The sequence below is a fragment of the Microbacterium sp. C-MGS6 genome (assembly GCF_058140415.1).
Window position 1 is genome coordinate 583,288 of record NZ_CM176934.1, and the last position, 23,748, is coordinate 607,035.

The following is a 23,748-nucleotide window of genomic DNA, read 5'->3' on the forward strand; positions in this document are numbered from 1 at the left end:
CGGAGCGACCCTGACGGGACTTGAACCCGCGACCTCCGCCGTGACAGGGCGGCACGCTAACCAACTGCGCTACAGGGCCATACTGGTGTTTTCAATTGTATCGGATGGAGTGACCCCAACGGGATTCGAACCCGTGCTACCGCCGTGAAAGGGCGGCGTCCTAGGCCGCTAAACGATGGGGCCGAGTCAGTCCCGGGGGACTTCCTTGCCGACGCTCAAGCATAAGGGATCATTCGGGCAAATCGCGAATCGAGCCCGGAACCCGCTTCCCCCGGGCGTGTTCGAGCGGGACCATGGAGGAGTCGGGGATGCCGTTTCCGCCGCTTCACGAGTCTGGTGCTGGTGTGAAAGTTGTTGTTACTGTGGCATCTGTGAAACCGGCGGAAGGGGCCGTGTGAACGACAAGACCACGCAGGATGCGGCACTCGCGGCATCCGCGGACTGCGGGTGTGCGCCCACCCCGGCGGAGCGCCGTACCCTCTTCCGCGACGGGATCAGCCGCCGCGGCGCTCTCGGACTCGGCGCGCTCAGCGTCGTCGCCCTCAGCGCGTTCGGCATCTCGTCCGGTGTCACGGCCGCGCACGCCGCGTCGTATCCGAGCTGGGACGACGTGCAGAAGGCCAAGCAGAACGAGGCCTCCAAAGCCGCAGAGGTGAAGCGCATCGAGGGGCTGATCCAGTCGCTCACGCAGAAGGTCTCCGAGACGCAGGCCGCGGCCGAGGTCGCCTCGACCGAGTTCTACAACGCGCAGCAGGCCTACTTCGCCGCGATCGCGGAGGCCGATTCCCTGCAGGAGAAGGCGGACGCGCAGGCCGCCGTCGCCGACGAGTCCGCCCGCAAGGCCGGCCAGGTCGCCGCACAGCTCTACCGCAACGGCGGTGACGACACCTCGCTGGAGCTGTTCTTCGCGGATTCCGCCGCCAACGCTGACGAGCTCCTCGCCCGCCTCGGCTCCATGGACAAGCTCCTCGAGTACAACAAGACCGTCTACAACGACGCGGTCGCCGCGCGGAACTCCGCACAATCCCTCAGCGATCAGGCCGTCGTCGCCCGTGACGAGCGCGACCGCCTGCAGAAGATCGCCGAAGAGAAGATGGTCGCGGCGCAGCAGGCCGCCGACGCCGCGCAGGCCGCGCTCGACGAGCAGTCCTCGAACCTCGCCACCATGCAGGCGCAGCTCGCCGCGCTGAAGGACACCACCGCGACCACCGTCGCCGGCTACCAGAAGGGTGTCGAGGAGCGCGAGAAGGAGCGCAAGCGCCGCGAAGCCGCCGAGGCCGCCGCGAACGCCGGCGGCAACAGCGGCGGCGGCGGGACGCCGGGGAGTGGGGGCTGGGTGCGTCCGCACGGCGGCTACCGCAGCTCCGGCTACGGCCCCCGCTCGCAGCAGTGCAACGCCAACGGCTGCTCGTCGAGCTGGCACTACGGCGTCGACCTCGCCAACGGCTGCGGCGCGGCGATCTACGCAGCGCACTCGGGCACGGTGGACGCGGCCTTCTACAACGGCGGGTACGGCAACTACGTCCGGATCCAGCACGGCGGCGGCATCGCCACCGGATACGCGCATATCAAGCCCGGCGGCTTCGCCGTCCGGAACGGCCAGTGGGTGCGCGCCGGCCAGGTCATCGCGTATGCGGGCAACACCGGCGGTTCCTTCGGGTGCCACCTGCACTTCGAGGTCTACATCAACGGCCGCTACACGAACCCCATCGACTTCATGGCGGGCAAGGGCATCTCCGTCTGACGGACGGCTGGACAGCGGAAGACCCCCGGATGCATGGCGTCCGGGGGTCTTCGCTTCGACAGGCTCAGCGACCCATATGAGGTCAGCGACCAGTGAAGGTCAGCGACCCAGTGAAGGTCAGTCACCCATGAGGTCAGGGACCCAGGTGAGGTCGGCGATCTGGGGTCAGTGACCCTGCTCGCCGAAGCGGACGATGGCCTCGTCGAGGATGCGCTGCGCCTCGGCGGCGTTGCCCCACTCGTCGACCTTGACCCACTTGTTGGGCTCGAGGTCCTTGTAGTGCTCGAAGAAGTGTGCGATCTCCTTCTTCGTGTACTCGGCGATGTCGTCGATGTCCTGGATGTGGGCCCAGCGCGGGTCCTTCGAGAGCACGGCGACGAGCTTGTCGTCGCCACCGGCCTCGTCGCTCATCTTGAGCACGGCGACGGGACGGACCTCGACGACGACGCCCGGGTAGATCGCGTGGTCGAGGAGCACCAGCACGTCGAGCGGGTCGCCGTCCTCGCCGAGCGTGTTGTCGAAGTAGCCGTAGTCGGCCGGGTAGCCGAAGGTCGTGTAGAGCACGCGGTCGAGGTGCACTCGCCCGGTCTCGTGGTCGACCTCATACTTCACGCGGCTGCCGCGCGGGATCTCGATGACGGCGTCGTGTGCGCCCATGCGTGTGCTCCTCAGGAAGATCGGTTGGATGCCGCCGACCAGCCTACTCGGGGGCCGCGGATCCGACCGTGACGGCCGAGGCCGTGCCCTAGCGTGGAGGGATGCCCTCCCTCGCTCCTGCCGTCGCCGAGATCCGCCTCGCCGTGCGCACCGCGCTCGCCGATCTGCCCGAGGGCTCGACCGTCGTCGTCGCGCTGTCCGGCGGTGCCGACTCGCTCGCACTGGCGGCGGCCACCGCGTTCGAGGCTGCGAAGCGGGGGGTGCGTGCGACCACGGTGACAGTCGACCACGGTCTGCAGGAAGGGTCTGCCGAGGTCGCCGCCGAGACGGGACGCATCGCCGGACGACTCGGGCTCGAGGCGCTCGTCGTCCGTGTCGAGGTCGACGGCGACGGCGGTCCGGAGGCGGCCGCGCGGGACGCGCGGTACCGCGTGCTCCGGGACGCGGCGGGTGACATCGGCGCCAGGGCGGTCCTGCTCGGCCACACCCTCGACGATCAGGCGGAGACCGTCCTCCTCGGGCTCGCCCGCGGCTCCGGGGCGACGAGCCTGCAGGGCATGGCACCGGATCGGGAGGACGACGACGGCCTCCGCTGGCTGCGTCCTCTGCTCGGGGTGCGACGCGAGACCACCCGCGCCTTCTGTGCCGCGACGGAGCTGCAGCCGTGGGAAGACCCCCACAACACCGACGACCGCTATACGCGGGTGCGGGTGCGTCACCACGTGCTGCCGGTGCTGGAGACGCAGCTCGGCCCGGGCATCGCCGAGGCGCTGGCTCGCACCGCCGAGCAGCTCCGGGAGGACGCGGAGGCGTTCGACGAGATGATCCACGAGACGATCGAGGACATCGTCGAGCATGCCGAGGCCGGGATCTCCGTGAGCGTCGCCGCGCTCGCCGCCAACCCCGCCGCGTTGCGCAACCGCATCATCCGTCTCGTGGTCGACAGCGAGTTCGGGGCGAGCCTGAGCCGTGCGCAGACGATCGAGGTCGCCCGACTCGTGACCGACTGGTCGGGTCAAGGGCCGATCGACCTGCCGGGGTGCGCCGCCGTGCGCCAGGGCGGCCGAATCGTGTTCACCGCCGCGACCCGCTGAATCCCTGGCCGCGGCGGCGTCACGTCCTACTTCTTGCCGCCGAAGAGGCCGCCGAGGATCCCGCCGAGGTCGATGCCGCCGCCGGAGCCGCTCTTGCCGCCGCCGAGGAGGCCACCCAGCACGTCACCCAACCCGCCGCCGGAGCCCGAGTCGCCGCCGCCGAGGATGCCGCCGATGACGTCGCCGATCCCGCCGGAGCCCTCCGTGCCCGCATCCGCCTTCGCCGTCTTGTCCTTGGTCGCGTTGGCGATGAGACCCATCACGATCGGCGCGAGGATGGGGAGGAGCTTCCCGAAGTCGATGCCCGGGGTCGCCTTCGACTCCGTCAGCTCCTTCGTGACCTCCTTCTCCTTCCCGCCGAGGATGTGGGAGACGATCTTCTCGCCGTCCTCCTGGTCGATGTCGTCGACCGTCGCCGGGCTCGACGCGCCGCGGTGCTTGCCGAGGGCCTTCTCGATGGCCGCCGATCCTTCCGAGCTCTCCGCGTTCTTCGCGAGTCCGCCGAGGAGCACGGCGCCCCCCTGCTCGACCGCGACCTTGGCCTCGTCACGCGACACTCCGAGCTTCTGCGCGATGTCGTCGAGGGGCACCTGGCTGAGGATGTCGTGAGTCGCCATGGGGATCTCCTTCCGTCGGGGCGTGCGCCCGCGTCACCGTCAGAGTAGTGCGGTGTCGTCGCGCAGGGGAGGGTACGCGCCTGCGACCGGAGCACACCGCCGCGTCGCCTAAAATCGATCCATGCGCGCCGCGGAGATCCAGGACGACCTTGCACAGATCCTCGTCACCGAGGAGGAGATCAACGCCAAGCTCGAAGAGCTCGCGGCGCAGGTCGCGAAGGACTACGAGGGCAAGGACCTCCTCCTCGTCGGCGTGCTGAAGGGCGCGGTCATGGTCATGGCCGACTTCGCACGCGCACTGCCGTTCCACGCGCCGATGGACTGGATGGCGGTGTCGAGCTACGGCGCCAGTACGAAGTCGAGCGGTGTCGTGCAGATCCGGAAGGACCTCGACACCGACCTGCACGGCAAGCACGTGCTCATCGTCGAGGACATCATCGACTCCGGCCTCACGCTGAGCTGGCTGCTGGAGAACTTCGGGTCCCGCGGTGCGGAGTCGATCGAGGTGCTCGCGCTGCTGCGCAAACCGGAGGCCGCGAAGGTCGAGATCGACTGCAAGTACGTCGGCTTCGACATCCCCGTGGAATTCGTCGTCGGCTACGGGCTCGACTACGCCGAGCGCTACCGCAACCTCCGCGACGTCGCGGTGCTGGCGCCCCACGTGTACAGCTGACGCTTCGACAGGCTCAGCGACCCACGCTTCGACAGGCTCAGCGACCCACGCTTCGGCAAGCTCAGCGACCCACGTTTCGGCAAGCTCAGCGACCCAGAGGCGGGAGCGTTGCGCCGTGGGTGAACGCACAGCGGCCCCCTAGCACGGAGGCGATACGCTGATCCGACCATGGATGTGAAGAAGCTCACCCGCAATCCGCTGATCTACGTCGCTCTGATCGGCGTGCTGCTCTTCGGCGGATTCCTGCTGATCTCCAACCTCGGCGCGCCGAAGCAGATCACGACGCAGGAGGGGCTCGAGCTGCTCTCCGGCAAGACCGTGACCGAGGTCGTCACCACCGATGGCGATCAGCGCGTGGACATGACGCTGTCGAAGCCGTTCGAGGGCTCCGAGAACGTCCAGTTCTACTACGTCGAGGCCCGCGCCGACGAGGTGGTCTCCGCGATCGACGCGGCCGCTCCGAAGGACGGCTTCAACGACGCCGTGCCGCGCGCGACCTGGTTCGACGGCTTCCTCTCGCTGCTGCTTCCCCTCGTGCTGCTCGGCCTGCTGTTCTGGTGGCTCCTGTCGTCCATGCAGGGCGGCGGCGGCAAGGTCATGCAGTTCGGCAAGTCCAAGGCCAAGCTCGTCAACAAGGAGACCCCGACGGTCACCTTCGCGGACGTCGCCGGAGCAGACGAGGCGATCGAGGAACTCCACGAGATCAAGGAGTTCCTGCAGGACCCGGCGAAGTTCCAGGCCATCGGCGCCCGCATCCCGAAGGGCGTGCTGCTGTACGGCCCTCCCGGAACCGGAAAGACCCTCCTCGCCCGCGCCGTCGCCGGTGAGGCCGGCGCCCCGTTCTACTCGATCTCCGGTTCCGACTTCGTCGAGATGTTCGTCGGCGTCGGTGCCTCCCGCGTGCGCGACCTCTTCAGCCAGGCCAAGGAGAACGCTCCGGCCATCATCTTCATCGACGAGATCGACGCCGTCGGTCGCCACCGCGGCGCCGGCATGGGCGGCGGAAACGACGAGCGCGAGCAGACGCTGAACCAGATGCTCGTCGAGATGGACGGCTTCGACCCGAACGCGAACGTCATCGTGATCGCGGCCACCAACCGTCCCGACATCCTCGACCCCGCGCTCCTGCGCCCCGGACGTTTCGACCGCCAGATCGGCGTCGACGCCCCCGACCTCAAGGGTCGCCAGAAGATCCTCGAGGTGCACAGCAAGGGCAAGCCGCTGTCGAAGAACGTCGACCTCGAGGTCGTCGCCCGCAAGACCCCCGGCTTCACCGGCGCCGACCTGGCGAACGTGCTGAACGAGGCCGCGCTGCTCACGGCCCGCTCGAACGCGCAGCTCATCGACAACCGCGCCCTCGACGAGGCCATCGACCGTGTGATCGCGGGTCCGCAGCGCCGCACGCGCGTGATGAAGGACAAGGAGAAGCTCATCACGGCGTACCACGAGGGCGGACACGCACTCGCGGCGGCGGCGATGAACTACACGGATCCCGTGACGAAGATCACGATCCTGCCCCGCGGCAAGGCGCTCGGCTACACGATGGTGCTGCCGCTGGACGACAAGTACTCCGTGACCCGGAACGAGCTGCAGGATCAGCTCACCTACGCCATGGGCGGCCGCGTCGCCGAGGAGATCGTCTTCCACGACCCGACCACCGGTGCCTCGAACGACATCGAGAAGGCGACCTCGATCGCTCGCAAGATGGTCATCGAGTACGGCATGACGACGCAGGTCGGCCCCGTCAAGCTCGGCACCGAGGGCGGAGACATGTTCGTCGCCCGCGACATGGGCCGCGGCCGCGAGTACTCGGAGAAGGTCGCGGAGCGCGTCGACGCCGAGGTGCGGGCGCTCATCGAGCAGGCGCACAACGAGGCGTACGCGGTGCTCAGCGAGAACCGCGACATCCTCGACCGTCTCGCTCTGGCCCTCCTCGAGGAGGAGACCCTCGACCACAACCGCATCGCCGAGATCTTCACCGAGGTGAAGAAGCTCCCGGAGCGTCCGCTGTGGCTGTCGAGTGAGGACCGCCCGGTCTCGGAGCGGCCGCCGATCGAGGTCCCGAAGAAGGACGTCTCGCTCGCCGCCTCCGTCGAGGCGCCGACGACCCCGCCGCGCCCGCAGCAGGGCTCCGCCGGAGCGGGCAGCCCTCGTCCCGCGACGGCGTGACGTGACCGTCGACAAGGGACGCGTCGAACGGCTCACCAGGGAACTCCTGGAGGCGATCGGCGAGGACCCCGATCGCCCGGGGATCAAGCAGACTCCCTCCCGGATGGCCGAGCTGTACGCGGAGTTCTTCGCCGGGGTGGGGGAGGATCCCGCCGAGCCGCTCGCGCACACGATCAGCGTGACCCGCGGGCCGGCGCCGGACACCCTGCCCTCCGGCGCGGTGCTCCTGCGCGACATCCGCTTCCGCTCGGTGTGCGAACACCACCTGCTGCCCTTCGCGGGGCATGCGCACATCGCCTACCTTCCGGGCGAGCAGGTCGTCGGTCTCGGTGCGCTCGTGCGCGTCGTCGAGATCCTCGCCGCGCGGCCGCAGGTGCAGGAGCGGCTGGGCGAGCAGATCGCCGACACGATCGCCGAGAACCTCGATGCCCGTGGCGTGCTCGTCGTGCTCGATGCCAGCCACGGCTGCGTGACGATGCGGGGTGGACGGCAGACCGAGGCCTCGACGCTGACCATCGCGGCGCGCGGGGTCTACACCGATCCGGTGGCACGTGCGGAACTGGTGACCCTGATCGGCATGACCGTGCCAGGGGGCGGGACGTCGCGCGCATGACCGGGATCTGGGGCATCGTCAACGTCACGCCCGACTCGTTCAGCGACGGCGGGCGCTACCTCGACGCGGACCGGGCGGTCGCCCACGGCCTTCGCCTGCGAGCCGAAGGGGCGTCCGTCCTCGACGTCGGGGGAGAGTCGACCCGGCCGGGGGCGGAGCGCGTCGGGGTGGAGGAGGAGCAGCGCCGCGTCCTTCCCGTCGTCGAGCAGCTCGCGGCGGCCGGCGTCGTCGTCAGCATCGACACCCTCAACGCGTCGACCGCGGCGGCGGCCGTCCGTGCGGGGGCGCGCATCGTCAACGACGTCTCCGGCGGGCTCGCCGACCCCGACATGCGCGCCGCGGTGGCGGAGTCGGGAGCCGACTTCGCGATCGGGCACTGGCGGGGCTTCTCCGCCGACATGTACGCGAACGCCGACTATCGCCGTGTCGCCCGGGAGGTGGCCGGCGAGCTGCGCGAGCGGATCGGGGAGGCGGCGGCCGCCGGCATCGCGCCGTCCCGCGTGATCGTCGACCCGGGTATCGGGTTCGCCAAGGCGGGCGGCCAGAACTGGGATGTGCTGCGGGGCCTCGACGAGATCGTGGGCCTCGGCTTCCGCGTGCTGGTCGGGACGTCGCGCAAGCGCTTCCTCGCCGACGTGCTGCAGTCGGCGGCGCCGGGCAGTGACGGCGTCTCCGAGGAGCGCCGGGACCTCGCCACCGCGGTGACGAGTGCGCTCGCGATGCGCGCCGGCGCCTGGGCGGTGCGCGTGCACGACGTCGCGGGGACCCGCGACGCCCTTGCGATCACCCGCGCCTGGGAAGGCTGAGTGCGGAGTCGGAGCGTCACCGTACCCTAGAGGCATGGACTTCCTCGACGAGATCGTGCTGACAGGGCTGACTGTGTTCGGCCACCACGGCGTCTACCCGCACGAGCGGGAGAACGGGCAGGAGTTCACGGTCGACCTCCGGCTGCGGCTCTCCCTCGAACAGGCCGCCGCCTCCGACGACGTGGCCGACACGGTCCACTACGGCGAGCTCGCGGAGCGCGTGGCCGCGGTCGTGTCGGGTGAGCCGGTGAACCTCATCGAGACCCTGGCCGAGCGGATCGCGGACGTCGCCCTCGGCGACCGCCGCGTGCAGCAGGTGACCGTGACGGTGCACAAGCCGCAGGCGCCGATCCCGCTGACCTTCGGTGATGTGGCCGTGACGGTGCATCGGACGCGGGCGCCGGAGTCGCTGGAGGACATCACGACATGAGCCGCAACCTCACGCGCCCGCCGGAGGTGCCGGGCCCCCGGCCGCCACGCCCGGAGACGGTGGCGGTCGTGGCGCTCGGCGCCAACCTCGGCGACCGCGAGGACACGATCCGCGCTGCGGCGGCACGAATCGGGCGTCTTCCGCTCGTCTCCGACGTGCGCCTGTCGCGCCTGTTCGAGACGGTGGCGCTCCGCGTGGACGGCCCCGATCCCGACGCCCCCGGCTACGTGAACGCAGTGGCTCTGGTGACCACGCGCCTCGCTCCGGAGATCCTCCTCGGCATGCTGCACGCCATCGAGGACGAGAACGGTCGCGTCCGCGGCGAGCGGTGGGGTGACCGCACTCTGGACCTCGACCTCATCGCCTACGGCGACGTCGTCTCGGACGACCCCCGGATCCAGTTGCCCCATCCGCGGGCGGCGGAGCGGCTGTTCGTCCTGGAGCCCTGGCTCGACGTCGCCCCCGACGCCGAGCTCGCGGGGCGCCGCGTCGCTGATCTGGCGGCGGACCTCCGCGCGCGAGGCGAGGGATGAAGCGCACCTCTGCCGGGCTGCTCGCCGTCCTCGCGCTCGTCGGCGCCGGTGCGGGGTTCATCCTCGACCAGATGCTCACGGCGACCGGTCGAGCCACGTTCACGCCGTCCCTGTTCCTCCCGGTGCTGCTCGTCCTCATCGCCGGCGCATCGCTCGGGGTGGCCTGGCCGGTGCGGCGCAGCGTCCGGTCCGGGGTGCGCATCGACCCGTTCCGTGCCCTGCGGGCCGCGACCCTCGCCCGGGCGTCCAGCCTGCTGGGCGCGATCCTGGCCGGCTTCGGCGCCGGGCTGCTGGCCTTCCTCCTCACGCGCCCCATCGATCCCCCGATAGGGTCGACTGTGGCCATGGTGGCGCTGATCGCGAGTGCGGTCGTGCTCGTCGTCGCCGCTCTCGTCGCCGAACAGTTCTGCACCCTGCCGAAGGATCCTGATGACTCAGAACCCAGAGACCGCGCCCCTGAACCCGGCGGAGGGCACTGACCTCGACGCCCTCGACCAGGGCACGTACACGCGGCTGCGCACGGCACGCAACGAGTCCCGCCTCGAGCTCGACGGCACCTGGCACCAGATCTCGCCGCGCTACGTCGTGTCGCAGATCGTGCAGAACGTCATCTTCCTGGCCATCGTCGTTGCCGCCGCGATCGTCCTGAACATCGTGCTCGAGCAGGACTGGGTGTGGATCCCGGCCGGGATGATCATCCTCATCACGCTCGTGACGCTGATCATCCTCCCGCGACAGGCGCGGGCGATCGGCTACATGCTGCGGGCGGACGACATCGTATTCCGCAAGGGCATCCTGTGGCAGCGCATGATCGCGGTGCCGTACGGGCGTATGCAGCTCGTCGACATCACCCAGGGGCCGCTCGACCGGGCGTTCGGCATCTCCCAGCTCAAGATGGTCACCGCGGCGGCGACCACCGGTGTGCAGATCCCCGGCCTCACCCAGGCAGCGGCCGAGGCGCTGCGCGACACGCTGATCCAGGTCGCCGAGACCCGCCGGACCGGCCTGTGAGCGAGTCGCAGCTTCCCACCGCCGCGCCGGGGCAGACCTCCGCGGGCACGCCGTCGACGCACCTCGCGGACGGCGAATGGCACCGGATGCATCCGCTGACGCCGCTGTTCAAGGGCGGCCTGGCGCTCATCATCGTGGGCGGCATCGTGATCGCGAACATGCGCGACCGGGTCATCGCCTGGCTCGTCGGGCAGTTCGCGCCGGAGGAGGCGCACTACGACGAGTACACCGGGGGCGACCCGGTGGACTGGGTGCTCGCGAACAACTTCGCCCTGATCGCGCTGCTGGGTGTCCTGGCGCTCGTCGTGGTGCTCGTGGCGGTCTTCTGGTTCGTCTGGCGCTTCCAGCAGTTCCGCATCACCGGCGACCACGTCGAGGTGCGAAAGGGCATCATCTTCCGCTCCCATCGCCGCGCGCCCCTCGACCGCGTGCAGGGCGTGAACCTCACGCGGCCGTTCCCCGCACGCATCATCGGCCTCGCGAAGCTCGAGGTCGTGGGCGCGGGCACGGATGCGAACGTCGCGCTGGAGTACCTGGCGACGCCGCGGGCCGAGGGGGTGCGCGCCGAGATCCTCCGACTCGCCTCGGGCGCGCGCGCCGCACGGCACGCCGCCCTCGACCCTCAGGGCGCAGCGACGCCCGACGGGTCCGCTCCGACCTCCGCGCGCGCACAACTCGTCGGCTCGATGAACGAGGGCGTCAACGGCTTGCTCGCCGGAGTGGACCTGCAGGACGTCGTGCCCGAGAGCGTCGTCAAGATCCCCGCCGGCCGACTGATCGGCTCGCAGCTCATCTCCGGGCTGCTGTGGCTGGTGTTCTTCGGCGTGATCTTCGCCATCGCGATCGGCAGCACCCTGATCGGCGTCCTCATCGACGGGGATCCCGACGGCGGGATCGTCCTCCTCGGCATCGGTCTCGGCATGGGCGTCCCGATGCTCATCGCGGTCGTCGGTATCACCTGGGCGCAGATCTCGAAGTCGCTGCGGTACTCCATCGCGCCCACCCCCGACGGCGTGCGCATCACCTACGGACTGCTCACCACCGTCACCGAGACCCTCCCGCCCGGCCGTATCTTCGCGGTCGAGGTGTCGCAGTCCCTGCTCTGGCGGCCGTTCGGCTGGTGGACCATCAAGATCAACCGAATGAGCGGCAAGAGCGCCGCCCAGCAGTCGTCGAGCAGCGGTCAGCAGTTCAACGTCGTGCTGCCCGTCGGCAAGCGCGCGGACGTCGAGCGCGTGCTGTCGCTCGTGCTGCCCGACGTCCCGGCGGAGAGTATCCCCGCGCTGTGGGATCAGGGCGTCGTCGGTCCGGCCGAGAACGACCCCTACCGGACGATGCCGCGCCGGGCGTGGTGGCGGCGGCCGGTCTCCTGGAAGCGCCACGGATACGCGCTGACGACGGACGGACTGCTGCTGCGCCGCGGCATCGTGTGGCGCAAGCTCGCGGTCTTCCCGCTCGCGCGTCTCCAGGGTGTGTCGCTCAGTCAGGGGCCGATCGACCGGGCTCAGGCGGTCTCCGGAGCCCAGGTGCACACCGTGCCCGGACCGATCACCGGCCTCCTGTCGGGTCTCGAGCGGGCCGATGCCCTCGCACTGCTCGACGAGGTCAGCATCGCCGCCGCCGAAGCGGCATCCCGCGACCACACCCACCGGTGGAGCGAGCACGCCGCGGCTCCCGTCGCGCCGCCCGCTCCGCCGCAGTTCGGCGGTCCTGCCGCTCCGATGCCTCCCGCGCCTCCCGTGTTCGGCGGCCCGGCATCAGCCCCGTCCGTGGCACCCGCGCCCCCGGTCGCGCCGCCCTCCGCATCCCCGGGGTCGGCGGCCCCACCTGCTCCGCCGGTGCGGACTCCTGCGGTGACGCCGCCGCCGGCGCCTCCGGTGACCGCGCCCCCGGTCGCACCGCCTCCGGCCCCTCCCGTCACGGCGCCCCCGGTCGCACCCCCACCTGCTCCGCCGGCGCCGCAGACGACCGCGCCTTCGGCCCCGCCGGCGCCGACCGCGCCGCCCGCGCCGCCGGCGCGAACCGACGCGCCGCGCGAGGAGTGAGCGTGGTGCGCGACGGCCGTCTCGGCGTCGGCATCATCGGCGCGGGGCGGGTCGGACCGGTCATCGGCGCGGCGCTGGCCGGGGCCGGGCACGCGATCGTCGGGATCACCAGCGGGTCGGACGACGAGCGTGCGTCGGCGGTGCTCCCCGGCGTCCCGGTGCTGGAGACGCAGGAGGTGGTGCGGCGGTCCGAACTGGTGATCCTCGCGGTCCCTTCCGCTGAGCTGTCGGCCCTGGTCTCGGGCATCGCCGAGCTCGGCGGGTGGCAGATCGGCCAGCTCGTCCTCCACACCGATCCGGCACAGGGCATCGAGGTCCTTCGCCCGGCGGCGGAGCGCGGCGCCATCCCGTTGGCGGTGCATCCGGCGATCACGTTCACCGGGACCTCGATCGATCTCCGGCAGTTGCAGGCAGGATTCGCGGCGGTCACCGCTCCCGCCGCCGTGCTTCCGATCGCCCAGGCGCTGGCCGTCGAGATGGGGTGCGAACCGGTCGTCATCGCGGAGGCCGACCGTGCCGCCTATGCCGACGCGATCGCCACGGCCACGGAGTTCTCCCGTTCGATCATCGGACAGTCCACCTCGCGGCTCCGGGAGATCGGGGTCGAGAATCCGGGCGGCTTCCTGTCGGCCTTGGTGCAGTCGACCGTCGAGCGGGCGTTGCGCGACGCCTCGGACCCGCCACCTCTCGTCTGATCACGCGCCCGCGCCGTGACCCCGGCTCAGCGTCCGCCGGAGAAGCCGCCGCCACCGCCGCCCCCGGAGAAGCCTCCGCCGAACGAGCCGCCGGTGCTGGACGACGTACCGGTGGACGGGGCCGAGTAGGTCGCGGCCGCCGTGGAGGAGCTCATGAACGCCACGAGCGACGTGCGGAGAGCGAAGGACGTGGGGTCGCCGATCCACGTCGGGCCGTACGCCTCCCGGCTGTACGCCGTCTCGAGCACCCGGCCCCACTCGTCCTCCATGCCGAACAGCATCGCGTAGGGGAGGAGGCGCTCGTACACATGGATGACGTCCGCGCCCTCCTCCGTGCGCCGTTCCGCGCCGGTGTAGGACTGCAGCATCCGCAACCGATCCTCCTCCGCGACGCGGATGAACTCGCGCACCCCCTGCAGGTGCTCGTACGCCTGCGCTCCCTCCGGAGTCAGGACCGTGTGCCGAGAGAAGGTGAAGAAGCTCGAAGCCGCGACGAGCAGCGTCCCGACGGAGATGGCCAGAAGCGCGGGTCCCGCAGACAGGCGACCGGATGCCACGGCGACGATGGCGACGACGAGACCCACCACGGCGACGGCGATGGCCACGGACTGCAGGATGACGGCAGCGCGGCTCCGCACCCTGGTCGTCAAGCCCCGGCGGGAGGCCTCCTCCTGGCCCTTCGTCGTCAGCGCGGTCATCCGCGTGGCGAAGGCCTCGCTCTCGGCCGGCAGGTCCACGACGCCGTCCGCATCCGCGTGGAGGAAGAGCGCGTCGAGCGCAGCCTGGTCGAGGGGACTCGGCGCGCTGCCCTGGGGCTGTCGTCGCAGCCGGGGCGCTTCGTCCGACGCCCCTTCCTCGATGCGCAGCGTGCCGCGGACGGCGAGGTGGACGATCTCCGCCGGGACGACGTTCTTCGCGCCGGGGATGAGCGCCGCGGCGAGCAGGGGGGGCTGGTCATCGGGGACGTCGTACTGCGCCACGATGATCCCGGTGGCGCGGCGTCGACGTCGGTCGGCGGCCACGGTCGCCACCCAGCCGGCCGCCGCGAGACCGACGGCGCCGACGGCGGCGACCACCGGCCCGACATCGGCGACGGGGTCGGGGGTCCGCGCGGATGGCTGGACCACCGTGCCGGGGTCGAAGCCGACGGCCACCGTCACCCCGTCCGCCGCTGGCAGCGGTCCGGCCTCGACGCGGAAAGTCGTGGCGTCTCCGTCTGCGACCGGTCCCTCGAGGTCGCAGGGCTCCGTGGAACCGGAAGGACCGATGTAGCACTTCGTCGCCCCGGTGAGATGGCTGCTCAGGGCGGCATCGAATCGGATGTCGGCCCGGAACGCCTCGATCGGCTGCGTGCTGTCGAGGGGGAGGAGGTCCCAGTAGAACTCGTCCGCGGCGCGGGAACCGGACGCGTCGGGTGCGCTCCCGACGATGACGTCGCGCATCTCGTATTCGATGACATAGGTGGTGAGGCCATGGACGAAGTCGTCGTCCCCGGTGAGGACGAAGAGGGTCCCGTCGTCCTCCTCGGTCTCGTACGGGACCGCGGTCCCGTCCTCGTCGGTGACCGCGATGACCCGGGTGTCGATGCCGGCGCCCTTGTACGTCGTCGCCAGGCCCCGCACGATGCCGCGGTTCTGGTCGGCGTCGGGGAAGCGGGCGACCACCGTCTCCGTCACCTGCATGCGCGCCCGGCCATCGTCGTCGAGTCCGACGTCGTAGACCGCATCCCAGGATGCGTACGAGAAGTCGTCGACATCGGCGGCCGCAGCGACCGTCGTCGCCGGGCGTTCCACGGCCATGGCGACCGAGGGGGCGAGGACCGGGATGACGGCGAGGGCGAGGACGGCGCTGGCGCGGAGGATCCGGGTGGGGGCCATGGTTCGAGGCTACCGAGCCCCGCGCCGCGGGAAGAACGCCCGCCGTCGGTCTCCGCCCGACCGGCCGGAGTCCGCCGCGCCATCTCGGTAAACTGGGTACGACTTCCAAGGAGCCCCGCACATGACTGACGCGCCCGCCGCGCCCGAAACGGCCTCGGCCGCCTCTTCCGCCGAAGAGGACATCCACGAGCAGAAGGCCGTCCGCCTCGCCAAGCGCGAGCGCCTGATCGAGAAGCGCGCGGACGCGGGCGGCGGGGCGTTCCCGGTCGCCGTGCCGGTGACGCACAGCATCCCCGCCCTGCGGGCGGAGTACGGCGACCTCGAGCCCGGAGCCGAGACCGGTGTGATCGTCGGCGTCGCCGGCCGCGTGGTCTTCAGCCGCAACACCGGCAAGCTCTGCTTCGCCACCCTCCAGGCCGGGGACGGCACCCGGATCCAGGCGATGGTCTCGCTGGCCAACGTCGGCGAGGAGTCGCTCGCCGAGTGGAAGGAGTTCGTCGACCTCGGGGACCACGTCTTCGTGCACGGCGAGGTCATCTCCAGCCGCCGCGGTGAGCTGTCGATCATGGCGGATGATTGGGCCATCGCCTCGAAGGCGATCCTGCCGCTCCCCAACGCCTACGCCGAGCTCAGCGAAGAGGGCCGGGTACGGAGCCGCTACCTCGACCTCATCGTGCGGGAACAGGCGCGGACGACCGTGCGCGCACGCGCCGCGGTGAACGCCAGCCTGCGGTCCACGTTCGCCGCGCACGGCTACCTCGAGGTGGAGACTCCCATGTTGCAGGTGCAGCATGGCGGCGCATCCGCCCGACCCTTCATCACCCACTCCAACGCCTTCGACACCGAGCTCTACCTCCGCATCGCGCCGGAGCTCTACCTGAAGCGCGCGGTCGTGGGCGGTATCGAGCGCGTGTTCGAGATCAACCGGAACTTCCGCAACGAGGGCGCCGACTCGACCCACAGCCCGGAGTTCGCGATGCTCGAGGCCTACCAGGCCTACGGCGACTACAACCAGATGGCCGCGCTCACCCAGGAGCTCGTCCAGCAGGCGGCGGTCGCGGTCGCCGGGTCGACCACGGTGACCTGGGCGGACGGCACCGAGTACGACCTGGGCGGTGAGTGGGACCGCATCTCGATGTACGAGTCGCTGTCGGCCGCCTCCGGCCGCACCGTCACGCCGACGGACGCCGTCGAGGACCTGATCGCCTTCGCCGAGGCGAACGGCGTCGACGTGCCGCCCCAGGCCACGCACGGGAAGCTCGTCGAGGAGCTCTGGGAGCACTTCGTGAAGGGTGACCTCGTGCGGCCGACCTTCGTCATGGACTTCCCCGTCGACACGTCGCCTCTCGTGCGCGAGCACCGGTCCGTCGAGGGCGTCGTGGAGAAGTGGGACCTCTACATCCGTGGCTTCGAGCTGGCGACCGGCTACTCCGAGCTCGTGGACCCGGTCATCCAGCGGGAACGGTTCGAGGAGCAGGCGAAGCTCGCCGCGCGCGGCGATGTCGAGGCCATGCCGATCGACCAGGAGTTCCTGCGGGCGCTGGAGCACGGCATGCCGCCGTCCGGGGGTATGGGCATGGGCATCGATCGCCTGCTGATGGCGATCACCGGCCTCGGCATCCGCGAGACGATCCTCTTCCCGCTGGTCAAGTAGCCGCGAGCCAGTCACTCTCCACGCCGCCCGCGGAAGGCCCACTCGGGCAGCACGGCACCGCACATCATGGTGTCCAGGAGCAGGGCGAGGCTGTAGTCGGGATCGATCTCCCTGGCCATGTCGAGGTAGCGGCCCGCGTGCGTGGCGCGGCCGAGCGCCCAGGAGAGCCACGCGGCGACCGTGAGCGGTCCGGGGCGCGCTCCTCGTGGCGCCAGGGCGGTGGCGTGTCGGACGGCGTGCAGCGCGGTACGAAGGCGCTCGCCGTCCGGCGCCGGGCCGCGACCGAGGAACACCCGTCCGATGTCGTCGGGTACCGGAGCGCCGGAGGCTGCGAAAGCCAGCTGCGCCTCCATGGTGCGGATCCCGCGGCGGTGATCGGTGGCCCACTGGGCGATGGCCGCGTCGCGCACCGGCGGGCGCCCGAGGCACCACACGAGCGCTGCGGCGGCCAGAGGCTGCAGGGGTTCACGGGCGAGGGCGACGGCTTCGAGGAAGGCGGGGATGTCGTCGAGGAGGGCGTACGCCGCGATCACCTCCGCGTCCGCCGGATCGGAGGCCTCGGCAGGCCCGGACGGGAGCGCGCCGTCGAGTCCGCGCAGCACGCGCGCGACCTGCTGCTCCTCTGCGGCGGAAACCGGAGGCAGTCCCGCGCCGGAGAACTGGTCGCCGGAGACGTCGCCGAGCGCGGAGGCGTCCGGCGGGGGAACGATGTCCGACAGCGGATGCATCGCCGGCTCGGCGTCGTCGTAGCGGGCCCATCCCTCGGGCGTCACGCACAGGGCCTCGACGGCGCGCAGGCCGGCTCCCTCGGCGCAGCCCAGCAGCGTGTCGACCATCACGGCGTGCGGCAGGACCAGACCGTCAGGCGTGCGCTGTGGGAGCTCGTCGGTGTACACCACGACGGCCACCGCGTCGGTGCCAGGTACACGGACGACGAGCTCGACCGCCGCTGCGGCGTAGTGCAGGACCGGGACGGCGGCGTCAGGGAGGTCGAGGCGCATCGCCCCGTCGCTGCGGGTGCCGTGGAACGGGAGGAGGGCGATGCTCTCGCGCGGCGTGAAGCCGGCGAGAGCGGGCACGATACTGAGGAACTGGGCGGAGTCGGAGGCGCGGAGCACGGTTGTCATGAGGAGAGGTTCGCGTGCCTTCGCCCCCGTCGGACCGGTGATGGACCCATGTGGATGAGAATCCTGAGAAGCGCCGCCTGTGCACGATCAGTCGCTCGCGTACGATGGAGGCATGGACAACTTCTGGCTCGCCGCGGCATGGTCGCTCCTGCCGACGGTCGGCGTCAGCATCGTCTTCTTCGTCGTGCTCCGCGGCATCCTGCGGTTCGACCGCACGGAACGGAAGGTCCATGCGCAGATCGAGGCCGAGGAACGCGCCGCGCGCGGGCTGCCTCCGCGGGCCTGAGTCCGACCCATCCGCTACTGTGAAGCGAGCGCGCCGGGTCCGGTGCGCCCCGGGGTGACGATCCCCGGTGTGGGTGAGGGGGCGTGATGACCGCGGAGTCCTGGGGCTGGTGGGTCGCCGCCGTGGTCCTGGTGCTCGACATCATCATCCGCGTCACCGCCGTCATCGTCATCCCGCGCAACCGCCGCCCCACCGCGGCGATGGCCTGGCTCCTCGCCGTGTTCTTCATCCCGGTGGTCGGCGTCTTCCTGTTCCTGCTGATCGGGAACCCCCGCCTGCCGCGCGCGCGGCGCCGGAAGCAGGAACAGATCAACGAGTACATCGCCGAGACGAGCGAGCACCTGCACTTCGGGACGCTGCGGCCCAACGCCCCCGCATGGTTCGGTCCCATCGTGCAGATGAACCAGCGCCTCGGTGCCCTGCCGCTCTCCGGGGACAACGGCGCGCACCTCATCTCGGACTACCAGGAGTCGCTCGACGAGATGGCCGAGGCCATCCGCACCGCGCAGGATTACGTGCACGTGGAGTTCTACATCCTGCAGTCCGACGACTCGACGGACAACTTCTTCCGCGCCCTCGAGGAGGTCGCCGCGCGGGGCGTGGCGGTGCGCGTGCTCCTGGACCACTGGGCGAACCGCGGCAAGCCCCGCTATCGCCAGACCATCGCGCGTCTGAACGAGATGGGCGCCGAGTGGCACCTGATGCTGCCCGTGCAGCCGCTCAAGGGCAAGATGCAGCGGCCGGATCTGCGCAACCACCGCAAGCTCCTCGTCGTGGACGGCAACATCGCCTTCCTGGGGTCTCAGAACATCACGGATTCCACCTACAACCTGCCGAAGAACATCCGGCGCGGTCTGCACTGGGTCGACCTGATGGTCAGGCTCGACGGACCCGTCGTGCTGAGCGTCAACGCGATCTTCCTCAGCGACTGGTACAGCGAGACCGATGTCGTGCTCGAAGAGATCGACATCTCCCACGCCAACATCGGCTCCGGGGACCTGGACTGCCAGGTGGTGCCCTCAGGCCCCGGCTTCGAGGTCGAGAACAACCTGCGGCTGTTCCTCGCGCTCCTCTACGCGGCGAAGAAGCAGATCATGATCGTCAGCCCGTACTTCGTGCCCGACGAGGCCCTGCTGCTGGCGGTCACCGCGGCCGTGGACCGCGGGGTCGAGGTGCAGCTGTTCGTCTCGGAGGAGGGCGACCAGGCGATGGTCTACCACGCGCAGCGCAGCTACTACGAAGCGCTGCTGCGCGCCGGCGTGCGGATCTGGATGTACCGGAAGCCGTACATCCTCCACACGAAGAGCCTCACCATCGACGACGAGGTCGCCGTCATCGGCTCGAGCAACATGGACATGCGCTCATTCGGCCTGAACCTCGAGGTCTCGATGCTCGTGCGCGGCGAGGAGTTCGTCGCCGAGATGCGCGAGGTGGAGGACAAGTACCGGTCGCTGAGCAGGGAGCTGACCCTCGAGGAATGGATGCAGCAGCCCCTGCGCTCCACCGTGCTCGACAACCTCGCGCGGCTCACCTCCGCACTGCAGTGAGCGGGCATTCCGTCAACCCCCGTTTCGGGTGGAGGAACCCGCCGCTACCCTGAGGGCATGACTCCCCGCAGGCTCGTGATCGCCGTGTCCTCCGCGCTCGCCGCGGCCCTCGTCCTCGCCGGCTGCACGGTCGGCCCGGGCGGCACCGCACCGCACACCACGTCGGATCCCTCCAGCGGCCCCGGGAACGCCGGGAGCAGCGACGAGCAGGACGACATGGACGCGACGCTCCTCGACGACGGGCGGATGTTCGCCGTCGTGAGCTGGGGATCCTCGACGTGCCTGCCTCAGGTCGATGAGATCACCGCCGAGGGGCAGCGGGTCTCGGTCACCCTCGTCGAACCGGAAGGCGATGGCGCGACGGAGCAGGCGTGCACGGCGGACCTCGCGCCGCGGGCGAGCGTCGGTGCTCTGCCCGAGGGCGTGGACCCGACGAAGGACATCACTCTCGTGGTGACCTACGGCGACCTGCTCGACGAGATCGATGTCGATGCCGACCCCGAGGCCACGGCGACGCCGGGCTCGGCGACCGAGTACCAGCCGTCGGCCGGCTGGTTCGACGACGGCGGGCTCGTCCTGTTGACCTGGGGGTCCTCCAGTTGTGCTCCGGTCGTCGAATCCGCCGAGGCCGACGGATCCACGGGGACCGTGACCTTCGTCACCGACGAGAACCAGGTCTGCACCATGGACATGGCGCCGCGGGCCACGGTGGTCGAATTCCCCGAGGATGACGTCGACGACGACGGTCCGTTCCAGCTGACGCTCGTCGGTGGCGGCCTCGACGGCACGGTCGAGGTGCGCTGAGTCCGCAGCGCCTGGTCAGAGGATGTGCACCGGGTGCCCGGTGGGCAGCGCCAGCAGGAGCGCACCGGGGTCCGCCCGGCAGGTGACGTGCACGGCCTCCCCGAACTCGTCGCCGTCGAGCTCGATCGGCGTGGGGCCGGGTGCGGCGGCCTCGGCGCGGGCGCCGCGGAAGTAGTGAACGGACGCGTCCGTGCCGCGGCGATCGAGCACGAAGCGTCCGGCGCGGAAGCGGCGCAGCACGGAGTTGTCCCACCAGATCTTCCGCCAGACGCCCAGCCAGCCGAGAACGCCGGTGGGCTGGATGACCGCGACGTCGAGGGTGGCGTCCGTGATGGAGGCGTCCGGGATGAGGGAGATGCCCGCCGGGAGGGTGCCGCAGTTCGCGAACAGGATGCTGTGCACCTTCGTGGAGTGCAGGCGTCCCGTGCCGATCTGGTACACGGCGCGGAAGGGCTTCGCGCGCGGAAGGGACCGCGCCGCGCCGTCGACGTACGCGATCCAGCCGACGGACTTCTTCAGGTCGGCTCGGGTGTTGGCGATCATGTCGGCGTCGAGACCGATGCCGGCGAGCACGACGAAGGCGTGCTCCTCCTCGCTGCCGTCCTCCCTGGTCATCCGTGCCCACCCGATGTCGATCGGATGGTGGAAGTCGCCCAGCGCGGCGCGGATCATCTCCGCAGGGTCGGTCAGCGGGAGGCCGAGGTTCCGCGCGAGGAGATTCCCGGTGCCGCTCGGGAGGATCGCGAGTGGGACACCCGTGCGGGCGATGGCTTCGGCGACCGCCCGCACCGTGCCGTCGCCGCCGGCCACGAGCACGACGTCCACCCCGCGTGCGAGCGCTTCCGCCGTCGCACCCTGCCCCGCGTCCTCGATGGTCGTCGGATAGAAAGCGGGGTGATCCCACCCCGCTTCGCGGGAGAGGTCGCGGACCTGAGCGCGCAGGCGCTTCCCGTCCACTTTCACCGGGTTGTACACGAGCGCCGCCTGCTTCAGGACGGGGGGACTCGTGGTCATGGCGCTACTCTAGACCGCCCGCCCGGGCCCTCCCTTCGCACCTCGTAGACTTGCGGGATGATCGACCTCGCACTCCTCCGCGACAACCCGGAGATCGTCCGCCGTTCGCAGGCTGCCCGTGGCAACGACCAGAGCACCGTCGACGTCGCACTCGAGGCCGACCGATCGCGCCGCGCCGCGCTCGCCGCATTCGAGGAGCTGCGCGCCGAGCAGAACGCGTTCGGCAAGCAGGTCGCGAAGGCACCCAAGGAGGAGAAGGCCGCCCTGGTCGCGCAGGCCAAGGACCTCGCCGACCGGGTCAAGCAGGCGCAGCACGCGGCGAACGAGGCGGCCGAGGCCGCGGCCACGGCACTGGCGCGGATCGAGAACGTCGTCATCGACGGTGTCCCCGCCGGCGGTGAGGAGGACTTCGTCGAATTGCGCCGCGTGGGCGAGGTCCCCGCGTTCGACTTCGAGCCGCGCGACCACCTCGAGCTCGGTGAGATGCTCGGCGCCATCGACATGGAGCGCGGGGCCAAGGTCTCCGGAGCGCGCTTCTACTTCCTCCGCGGGATCGGCGCCCGGCTCGAGATCGCGCTCATGAACCTCGCTCTCGACAAGGCGCTGCAGAACGGCTTCGTCCCGCTCATCACGCCCACCCTCGTGCGCCCTGAGATCATGCAGGGCACCGGCTTCCTCGGCGAGCACGCTGACGAGGTCTACCACCTCGACAAGGACGACGACCTCTACCTGGTCGGCACGAGCGAGGTCGCCCTCGCCGGCTACCACAAGGACGAGATCGTCGATCTGGCACCTGGTGCGCTCCGTTACGCCGGATGGTCGACCTGCTACCGCCGTGAGGCCGGCTCGCACGGCAAGGACACCCGCGGGATCATCCGCGTGCACCAGTTCAACAAGCTGGAGATGTTCGTCTACACCACGGCCGAGGACGCCGAGGCTGAGCACCTGCGCCTCGTCGCTCTCCAGGAGGAGATGCTGACCTCGCTCGGTCTCGCGTACCGGGTGATCGACGTGGCGGCAGGTGACCTCGGGTCGAGCGCAGCCCGCAAGTACGACATCGAGGCGTGGGTGCCCACCCAGGGAGCGTTCCGCGAGCTGACCTCCACGTCGAACTGCACGACCTTCCAGGCGCGTCGTCTCGACGTGCGATACCGCCCGACGGCGGAGGACGGTGGCACGGCACCGAAGACCCAGCATGTCGCGACCCTCAACGGCACGCTCGCGACCACGCGCTGGATCGTCGCCCTGCTCGAGACGCATCAGCAGGCGGACGGCTCGGTACGGGTCCCCGAGGTCCTGCGCCCCTACCTCGGCGGACTCGAGGTGATCCGCCCGCTCGCCGACGAGCAGAGCACCCGGTGACGGCGCCCTGGCTGGTCGGCCTCGACGTCGACGGGACCATCCTCCTCCAGGACGAGACGATGAGCCCCGGGGTTCCCGAGGCCATCACCCGTGTCCGCGAGGCGGGGCACGTGGTCACCATCGCCACCGGCCGCAGCTGGATGGCGACCCGCCGCTATGTGGAGGAGCTCGGCCTCACCGCCGACTACGTGGTGTGTTCCAACGGTGCCGTGACGATGCGCCGAGACGGGGATGACTGGGAGCGCTGGCACGTCGAGACCTTCGACCCGACACCCGTGCTGGCCCTGTTGCGGGATCGGCTTCCGGACGCCCGGTACATGGTCGAGCTCGGCTCCGGCCAGCGCCTGTTCACCGAGCAGCTCGACGACTGGACTCTCGACGGCGGACGCCAGGTCGACTTCGAGGAGCTCGGAGCCCTTCCCGTCTCCCGGATCGTCGTCGTCTCGCCCGGACACGACGAGGACGACTTCCATCGGCTCGTCGCCGACGCCGGCCTCAACGAGGTCTCCTATGCGATCGGGTGGACGGCCTGGCTGGACATCGCTCCGCAGGGCGTCGACAAGGGCACGGCCCTGGAGCGTGTGCGGGACGAACTCGGTCTCGACGCTGCGCGGGTGCTCGTCGCCGGGGACGGACGCAACGACATCGGCATGTTCGGCTGGGCCCGCAGCGGCGGCGGACGCGCGGTGGCCATGGGACAGGCGCCGGTCGAGGTGAAGGACGCCGCGGGGGAGATCACCGCCGACGTCGAGCGGGGAGGGCTCGCCGCCGCCCTGAACACGCTTCCAGCGCCCGCCCAGGTCGACGCCGGAGAATAGAACTCGGCTAGACTCGCGCCTGGTCGACAGAAGTTTCTGTCGGGAGGGTTGTCCGAGCGGCCGATGGAGCTGGTCTTGAAAACCAGTGGGCAGAGATGTCTCGTGGGTTCGAATCCCACACCCTCCGCTTCCTGAGCGCGGTACCCCCGCCGTCGCTGAATCCGAAAGGGCC

Annotated in this window: 23 protein-coding genes and 3 tRNA genes; 19 read left to right on the forward strand and 7 right to left on the reverse strand. The window is 70.5% G+C overall.

The annotated features are described in order from the left end of the window. Window positions 1-5: 5 nt before the first annotated feature. Window positions 6-79: transfer RNA gene (locus AC3B5L_RS02745), tRNA-Asp, on the reverse strand. A 31-nt stretch (window positions 80-110) separates the two neighbouring features. Beyond that, a tRNA-Glu gene (locus AC3B5L_RS02750) sits at window positions 111-183 on the reverse strand. Window positions 184-394: 211 nt separating this feature from the next. Here AC3B5L_RS02750 and AC3B5L_RS02755 point away from each other — a divergent pair. Further along, complete coding sequence (locus tag AC3B5L_RS02755; protein ID WP_259953595.1) at window positions 395-1,744, forward strand: M23 family metallopeptidase; 1,350 nt, start codon at window positions 395-397, stop codon at window positions 1,742-1,744. A gap of 165 nt (window positions 1,745-1,909) precedes the next feature. Here the strand turns inward: AC3B5L_RS02755 and AC3B5L_RS02760 are convergent, their stop codons facing one another. Continuing rightward, window positions 1,910-2,401 carry an inorganic diphosphatase gene (locus tag AC3B5L_RS02760; protein ID WP_017204665.1) on the reverse strand — a complete coding sequence of 164 codons (492 nt, stop codon included), beginning with the start codon at window positions 2,399-2,401 and terminating at the stop codon, window positions 1,910-1,912. Window positions 2,402-2,502: 101 nt separating this feature from the next. On the opposite strand from AC3B5L_RS02760, the gene tilS reads away from it, so the two are divergent. Next, entirely contained in the window at window positions 2,503-3,495 is a 993-nt protein-coding gene (tilS, locus tag AC3B5L_RS02765; protein WP_259953596.1) for a tRNA lysidine(34) synthetase TilS, read from the forward strand. 26 nt (window positions 3,496-3,521) lie between these two features. On the opposite strand, the gene AC3B5L_RS02770 is transcribed toward tilS, so the two are convergent. Beyond that, a complete protein-coding gene (locus AC3B5L_RS02770) occupies window positions 3,522-4,112 on the reverse strand; it encodes a DUF937 domain-containing protein (protein WP_259953597.1) in 591 nt (196 codons plus the stop codon). A 121-nt stretch (window positions 4,113-4,233) separates the two neighbouring features. On the opposite strand from AC3B5L_RS02770, the gene hpt reads away from it, so the two are divergent. The 10 genes from hpt to AC3B5L_RS02820 all read left to right on the forward strand — a co-directional run bounded on the left by hpt (window position 4,234) and on the right by AC3B5L_RS02820 (window position 13,087). After that, complete coding sequence (gene hpt / locus AC3B5L_RS02775; RefSeq protein WP_187663213.1) at window positions 4,234-4,785, forward strand: hypoxanthine phosphoribosyltransferase; 552 nt, start codon at window positions 4,234-4,236, stop codon at window positions 4,783-4,785. A 168-nt stretch (window positions 4,786-4,953) separates the two neighbouring features. Further along, window positions 4,954-6,954, forward strand: coding sequence for an ATP-dependent zinc metalloprotease FtsH (gene ftsH, locus AC3B5L_RS02780; RefSeq protein WP_187663214.1), 2,001 nt, complete (start codon window positions 4,954-4,956; stop codon window positions 6,952-6,954). Window position 6,955: 1 nt separating this feature from the next. Further along, entirely contained in the window at window positions 6,956-7,567 is a 612-nt protein-coding gene (gene folE / locus AC3B5L_RS02785; protein WP_187663215.1) for a GTP cyclohydrolase I, read from the forward strand. Next, window positions 7,564-8,373 (forward strand): dihydropteroate synthase, encoded by an 810-nt coding sequence (gene folP / locus AC3B5L_RS02790; RefSeq protein ID WP_259953601.1) that lies wholly within the window; start codon window positions 7,564-7,566, stop codon window positions 8,371-8,373. The genes folE and folP overlap by 4 nt, the downstream gene beginning before the upstream one ends. Before the next feature lie 34 nt (window positions 8,374-8,407). Beyond that, the gene (folB, locus tag AC3B5L_RS02795) at window positions 8,408-8,803 is read left to right on the forward strand and encodes a dihydroneopterin aldolase (RefSeq protein ID WP_259953603.1); all 396 of its coding nucleotides are present in this window, start codon (window positions 8,408-8,410) and stop codon (window positions 8,801-8,803) included. After that, entirely contained in the window at window positions 8,800-9,336 is a 537-nt protein-coding gene (gene folK / locus AC3B5L_RS02800; protein ID WP_187663218.1) for a 2-amino-4-hydroxy-6-hydroxymethyldihydropteridine diphosphokinase, read from the forward strand. The genes folB and folK overlap by 4 nt, the downstream gene beginning before the upstream one ends. Beyond that, window positions 9,333-9,815, forward strand: a complete 483-nt coding sequence (locus tag AC3B5L_RS02805; protein WP_259953606.1) for a DUF3180 domain-containing protein — start codon at window positions 9,333-9,335, stop codon at window positions 9,813-9,815. Before folK ends, AC3B5L_RS02805 begins: the two co-directional genes overlap by 4 nt. After that, window positions 9,766-10,347 carry a PH domain-containing protein gene (locus AC3B5L_RS02810; protein ID WP_259953608.1) on the forward strand — a complete coding sequence of 194 codons (582 nt, stop codon included), beginning with the start codon at window positions 9,766-9,768 and terminating at the stop codon, window positions 10,345-10,347. The genes AC3B5L_RS02805 and AC3B5L_RS02810 overlap by 50 nt, the downstream gene beginning before the upstream one ends. Next, window positions 10,344-12,392 carry a PH domain-containing protein gene (locus tag AC3B5L_RS02815; protein WP_259953612.1) on the forward strand — a complete coding sequence of 683 codons (2,049 nt, stop codon included), beginning with the start codon at window positions 10,344-10,346 and terminating at the stop codon, window positions 12,390-12,392. Before AC3B5L_RS02810 ends, AC3B5L_RS02815 begins: the two co-directional genes overlap by 4 nt. 2 nt (window positions 12,393-12,394) lie before the next feature. Further along, a complete protein-coding gene (locus AC3B5L_RS02820) occupies window positions 12,395-13,087 on the forward strand; it encodes a DUF2520 domain-containing protein (protein ID WP_259953614.1) in 693 nt (230 codons plus the stop codon). A gap of 26 nt (window positions 13,088-13,113) precedes the next feature. Here AC3B5L_RS02820 and AC3B5L_RS02825 read toward each other — a convergent pair whose 3' ends face one another. Next, entirely contained in the window at window positions 13,114-14,964 is a 1,851-nt protein-coding gene (locus AC3B5L_RS02825; RefSeq protein WP_259953616.1) for a DUF2207 domain-containing protein, read from the reverse strand. Window positions 14,965-15,085: 121 nt separating this feature from the next. On the opposite strand from AC3B5L_RS02825, the gene lysS reads away from it, so the two are divergent. Then, window positions 15,086-16,618 (forward strand): lysine--tRNA ligase, encoded by a 1,533-nt coding sequence (lysS, locus tag AC3B5L_RS02830; protein ID WP_187663223.1) that lies wholly within the window; start codon window positions 15,086-15,088, stop codon window positions 16,616-16,618. A gap of 11 nt (window positions 16,619-16,629) precedes the next feature. On the opposite strand, the gene AC3B5L_RS02835 is transcribed toward lysS, so the two are convergent. Then, window positions 16,630-17,745 (reverse strand): DUF4192 domain-containing protein, encoded by a 1,116-nt coding sequence (locus AC3B5L_RS02835; protein WP_259953618.1) that lies wholly within the window; start codon window positions 17,743-17,745, stop codon window positions 16,630-16,632. A 112-nt stretch (window positions 17,746-17,857) separates the two neighbouring features. Between AC3B5L_RS02835 and AC3B5L_RS02840 the strand changes: the two genes are divergently transcribed. From AC3B5L_RS02840 to AC3B5L_RS02850, 3 genes are all read left to right on the forward strand, one after another. After that, window positions 17,858-18,031, forward strand: coding sequence for a hypothetical protein (locus AC3B5L_RS02840; RefSeq protein WP_167627854.1), 174 nt, complete (start codon window positions 17,858-17,860; stop codon window positions 18,029-18,031). An 86-nt stretch (window positions 18,032-18,117) separates the two neighbouring features. After that, complete coding sequence (gene cls, locus AC3B5L_RS02845; RefSeq protein ID WP_268777640.1) at window positions 18,118-19,578, forward strand: cardiolipin synthase; 1,461 nt, start codon at window positions 18,118-18,120, stop codon at window positions 19,576-19,578. A 57-nt stretch (window positions 19,579-19,635) separates the two neighbouring features. Continuing rightward, complete coding sequence (locus tag AC3B5L_RS02850) at window positions 19,636-20,382, forward strand: hypothetical protein (protein WP_259953627.1); 747 nt, start codon at window positions 19,636-19,638, stop codon at window positions 20,380-20,382. Window positions 20,383-20,397: 15 nt separating this feature from the next. Here AC3B5L_RS02850 and AC3B5L_RS02855 read toward each other — a convergent pair whose 3' ends face one another. Next, a complete protein-coding gene (locus tag AC3B5L_RS02855) occupies window positions 20,398-21,396 on the reverse strand; it encodes a diacylglycerol/lipid kinase family protein (RefSeq protein WP_187663227.1) in 999 nt (332 codons plus the stop codon). 57 nt (window positions 21,397-21,453) lie between these two features. Here AC3B5L_RS02855 and serS point away from each other — a divergent pair, with 57 nt between their 5' ends. From serS to AC3B5L_RS02870, 3 genes are all read left to right on the forward strand, one after another. Beyond that, window positions 21,454-22,758 carry a serine--tRNA ligase gene (serS, locus tag AC3B5L_RS02860; protein WP_490096202.1) on the forward strand — a complete coding sequence of 435 codons (1,305 nt, stop codon included), beginning with the start codon at window positions 21,454-21,456 and terminating at the stop codon, window positions 22,756-22,758. Then, window positions 22,755-23,576 carry an HAD family hydrolase gene (locus AC3B5L_RS02865; RefSeq protein ID WP_187663229.1) on the forward strand — a complete coding sequence of 274 codons (822 nt, stop codon included), beginning with the start codon at window positions 22,755-22,757 and terminating at the stop codon, window positions 23,574-23,576. The genes serS and AC3B5L_RS02865 overlap by 4 nt, the downstream gene beginning before the upstream one ends. Window positions 23,577-23,618: 42 nt before the next feature. Next, window positions 23,619-23,703: transfer RNA gene (locus AC3B5L_RS02870), tRNA-Ser, on the forward strand. Window positions 23,704-23,748: the final 45 nt, after the last annotated feature.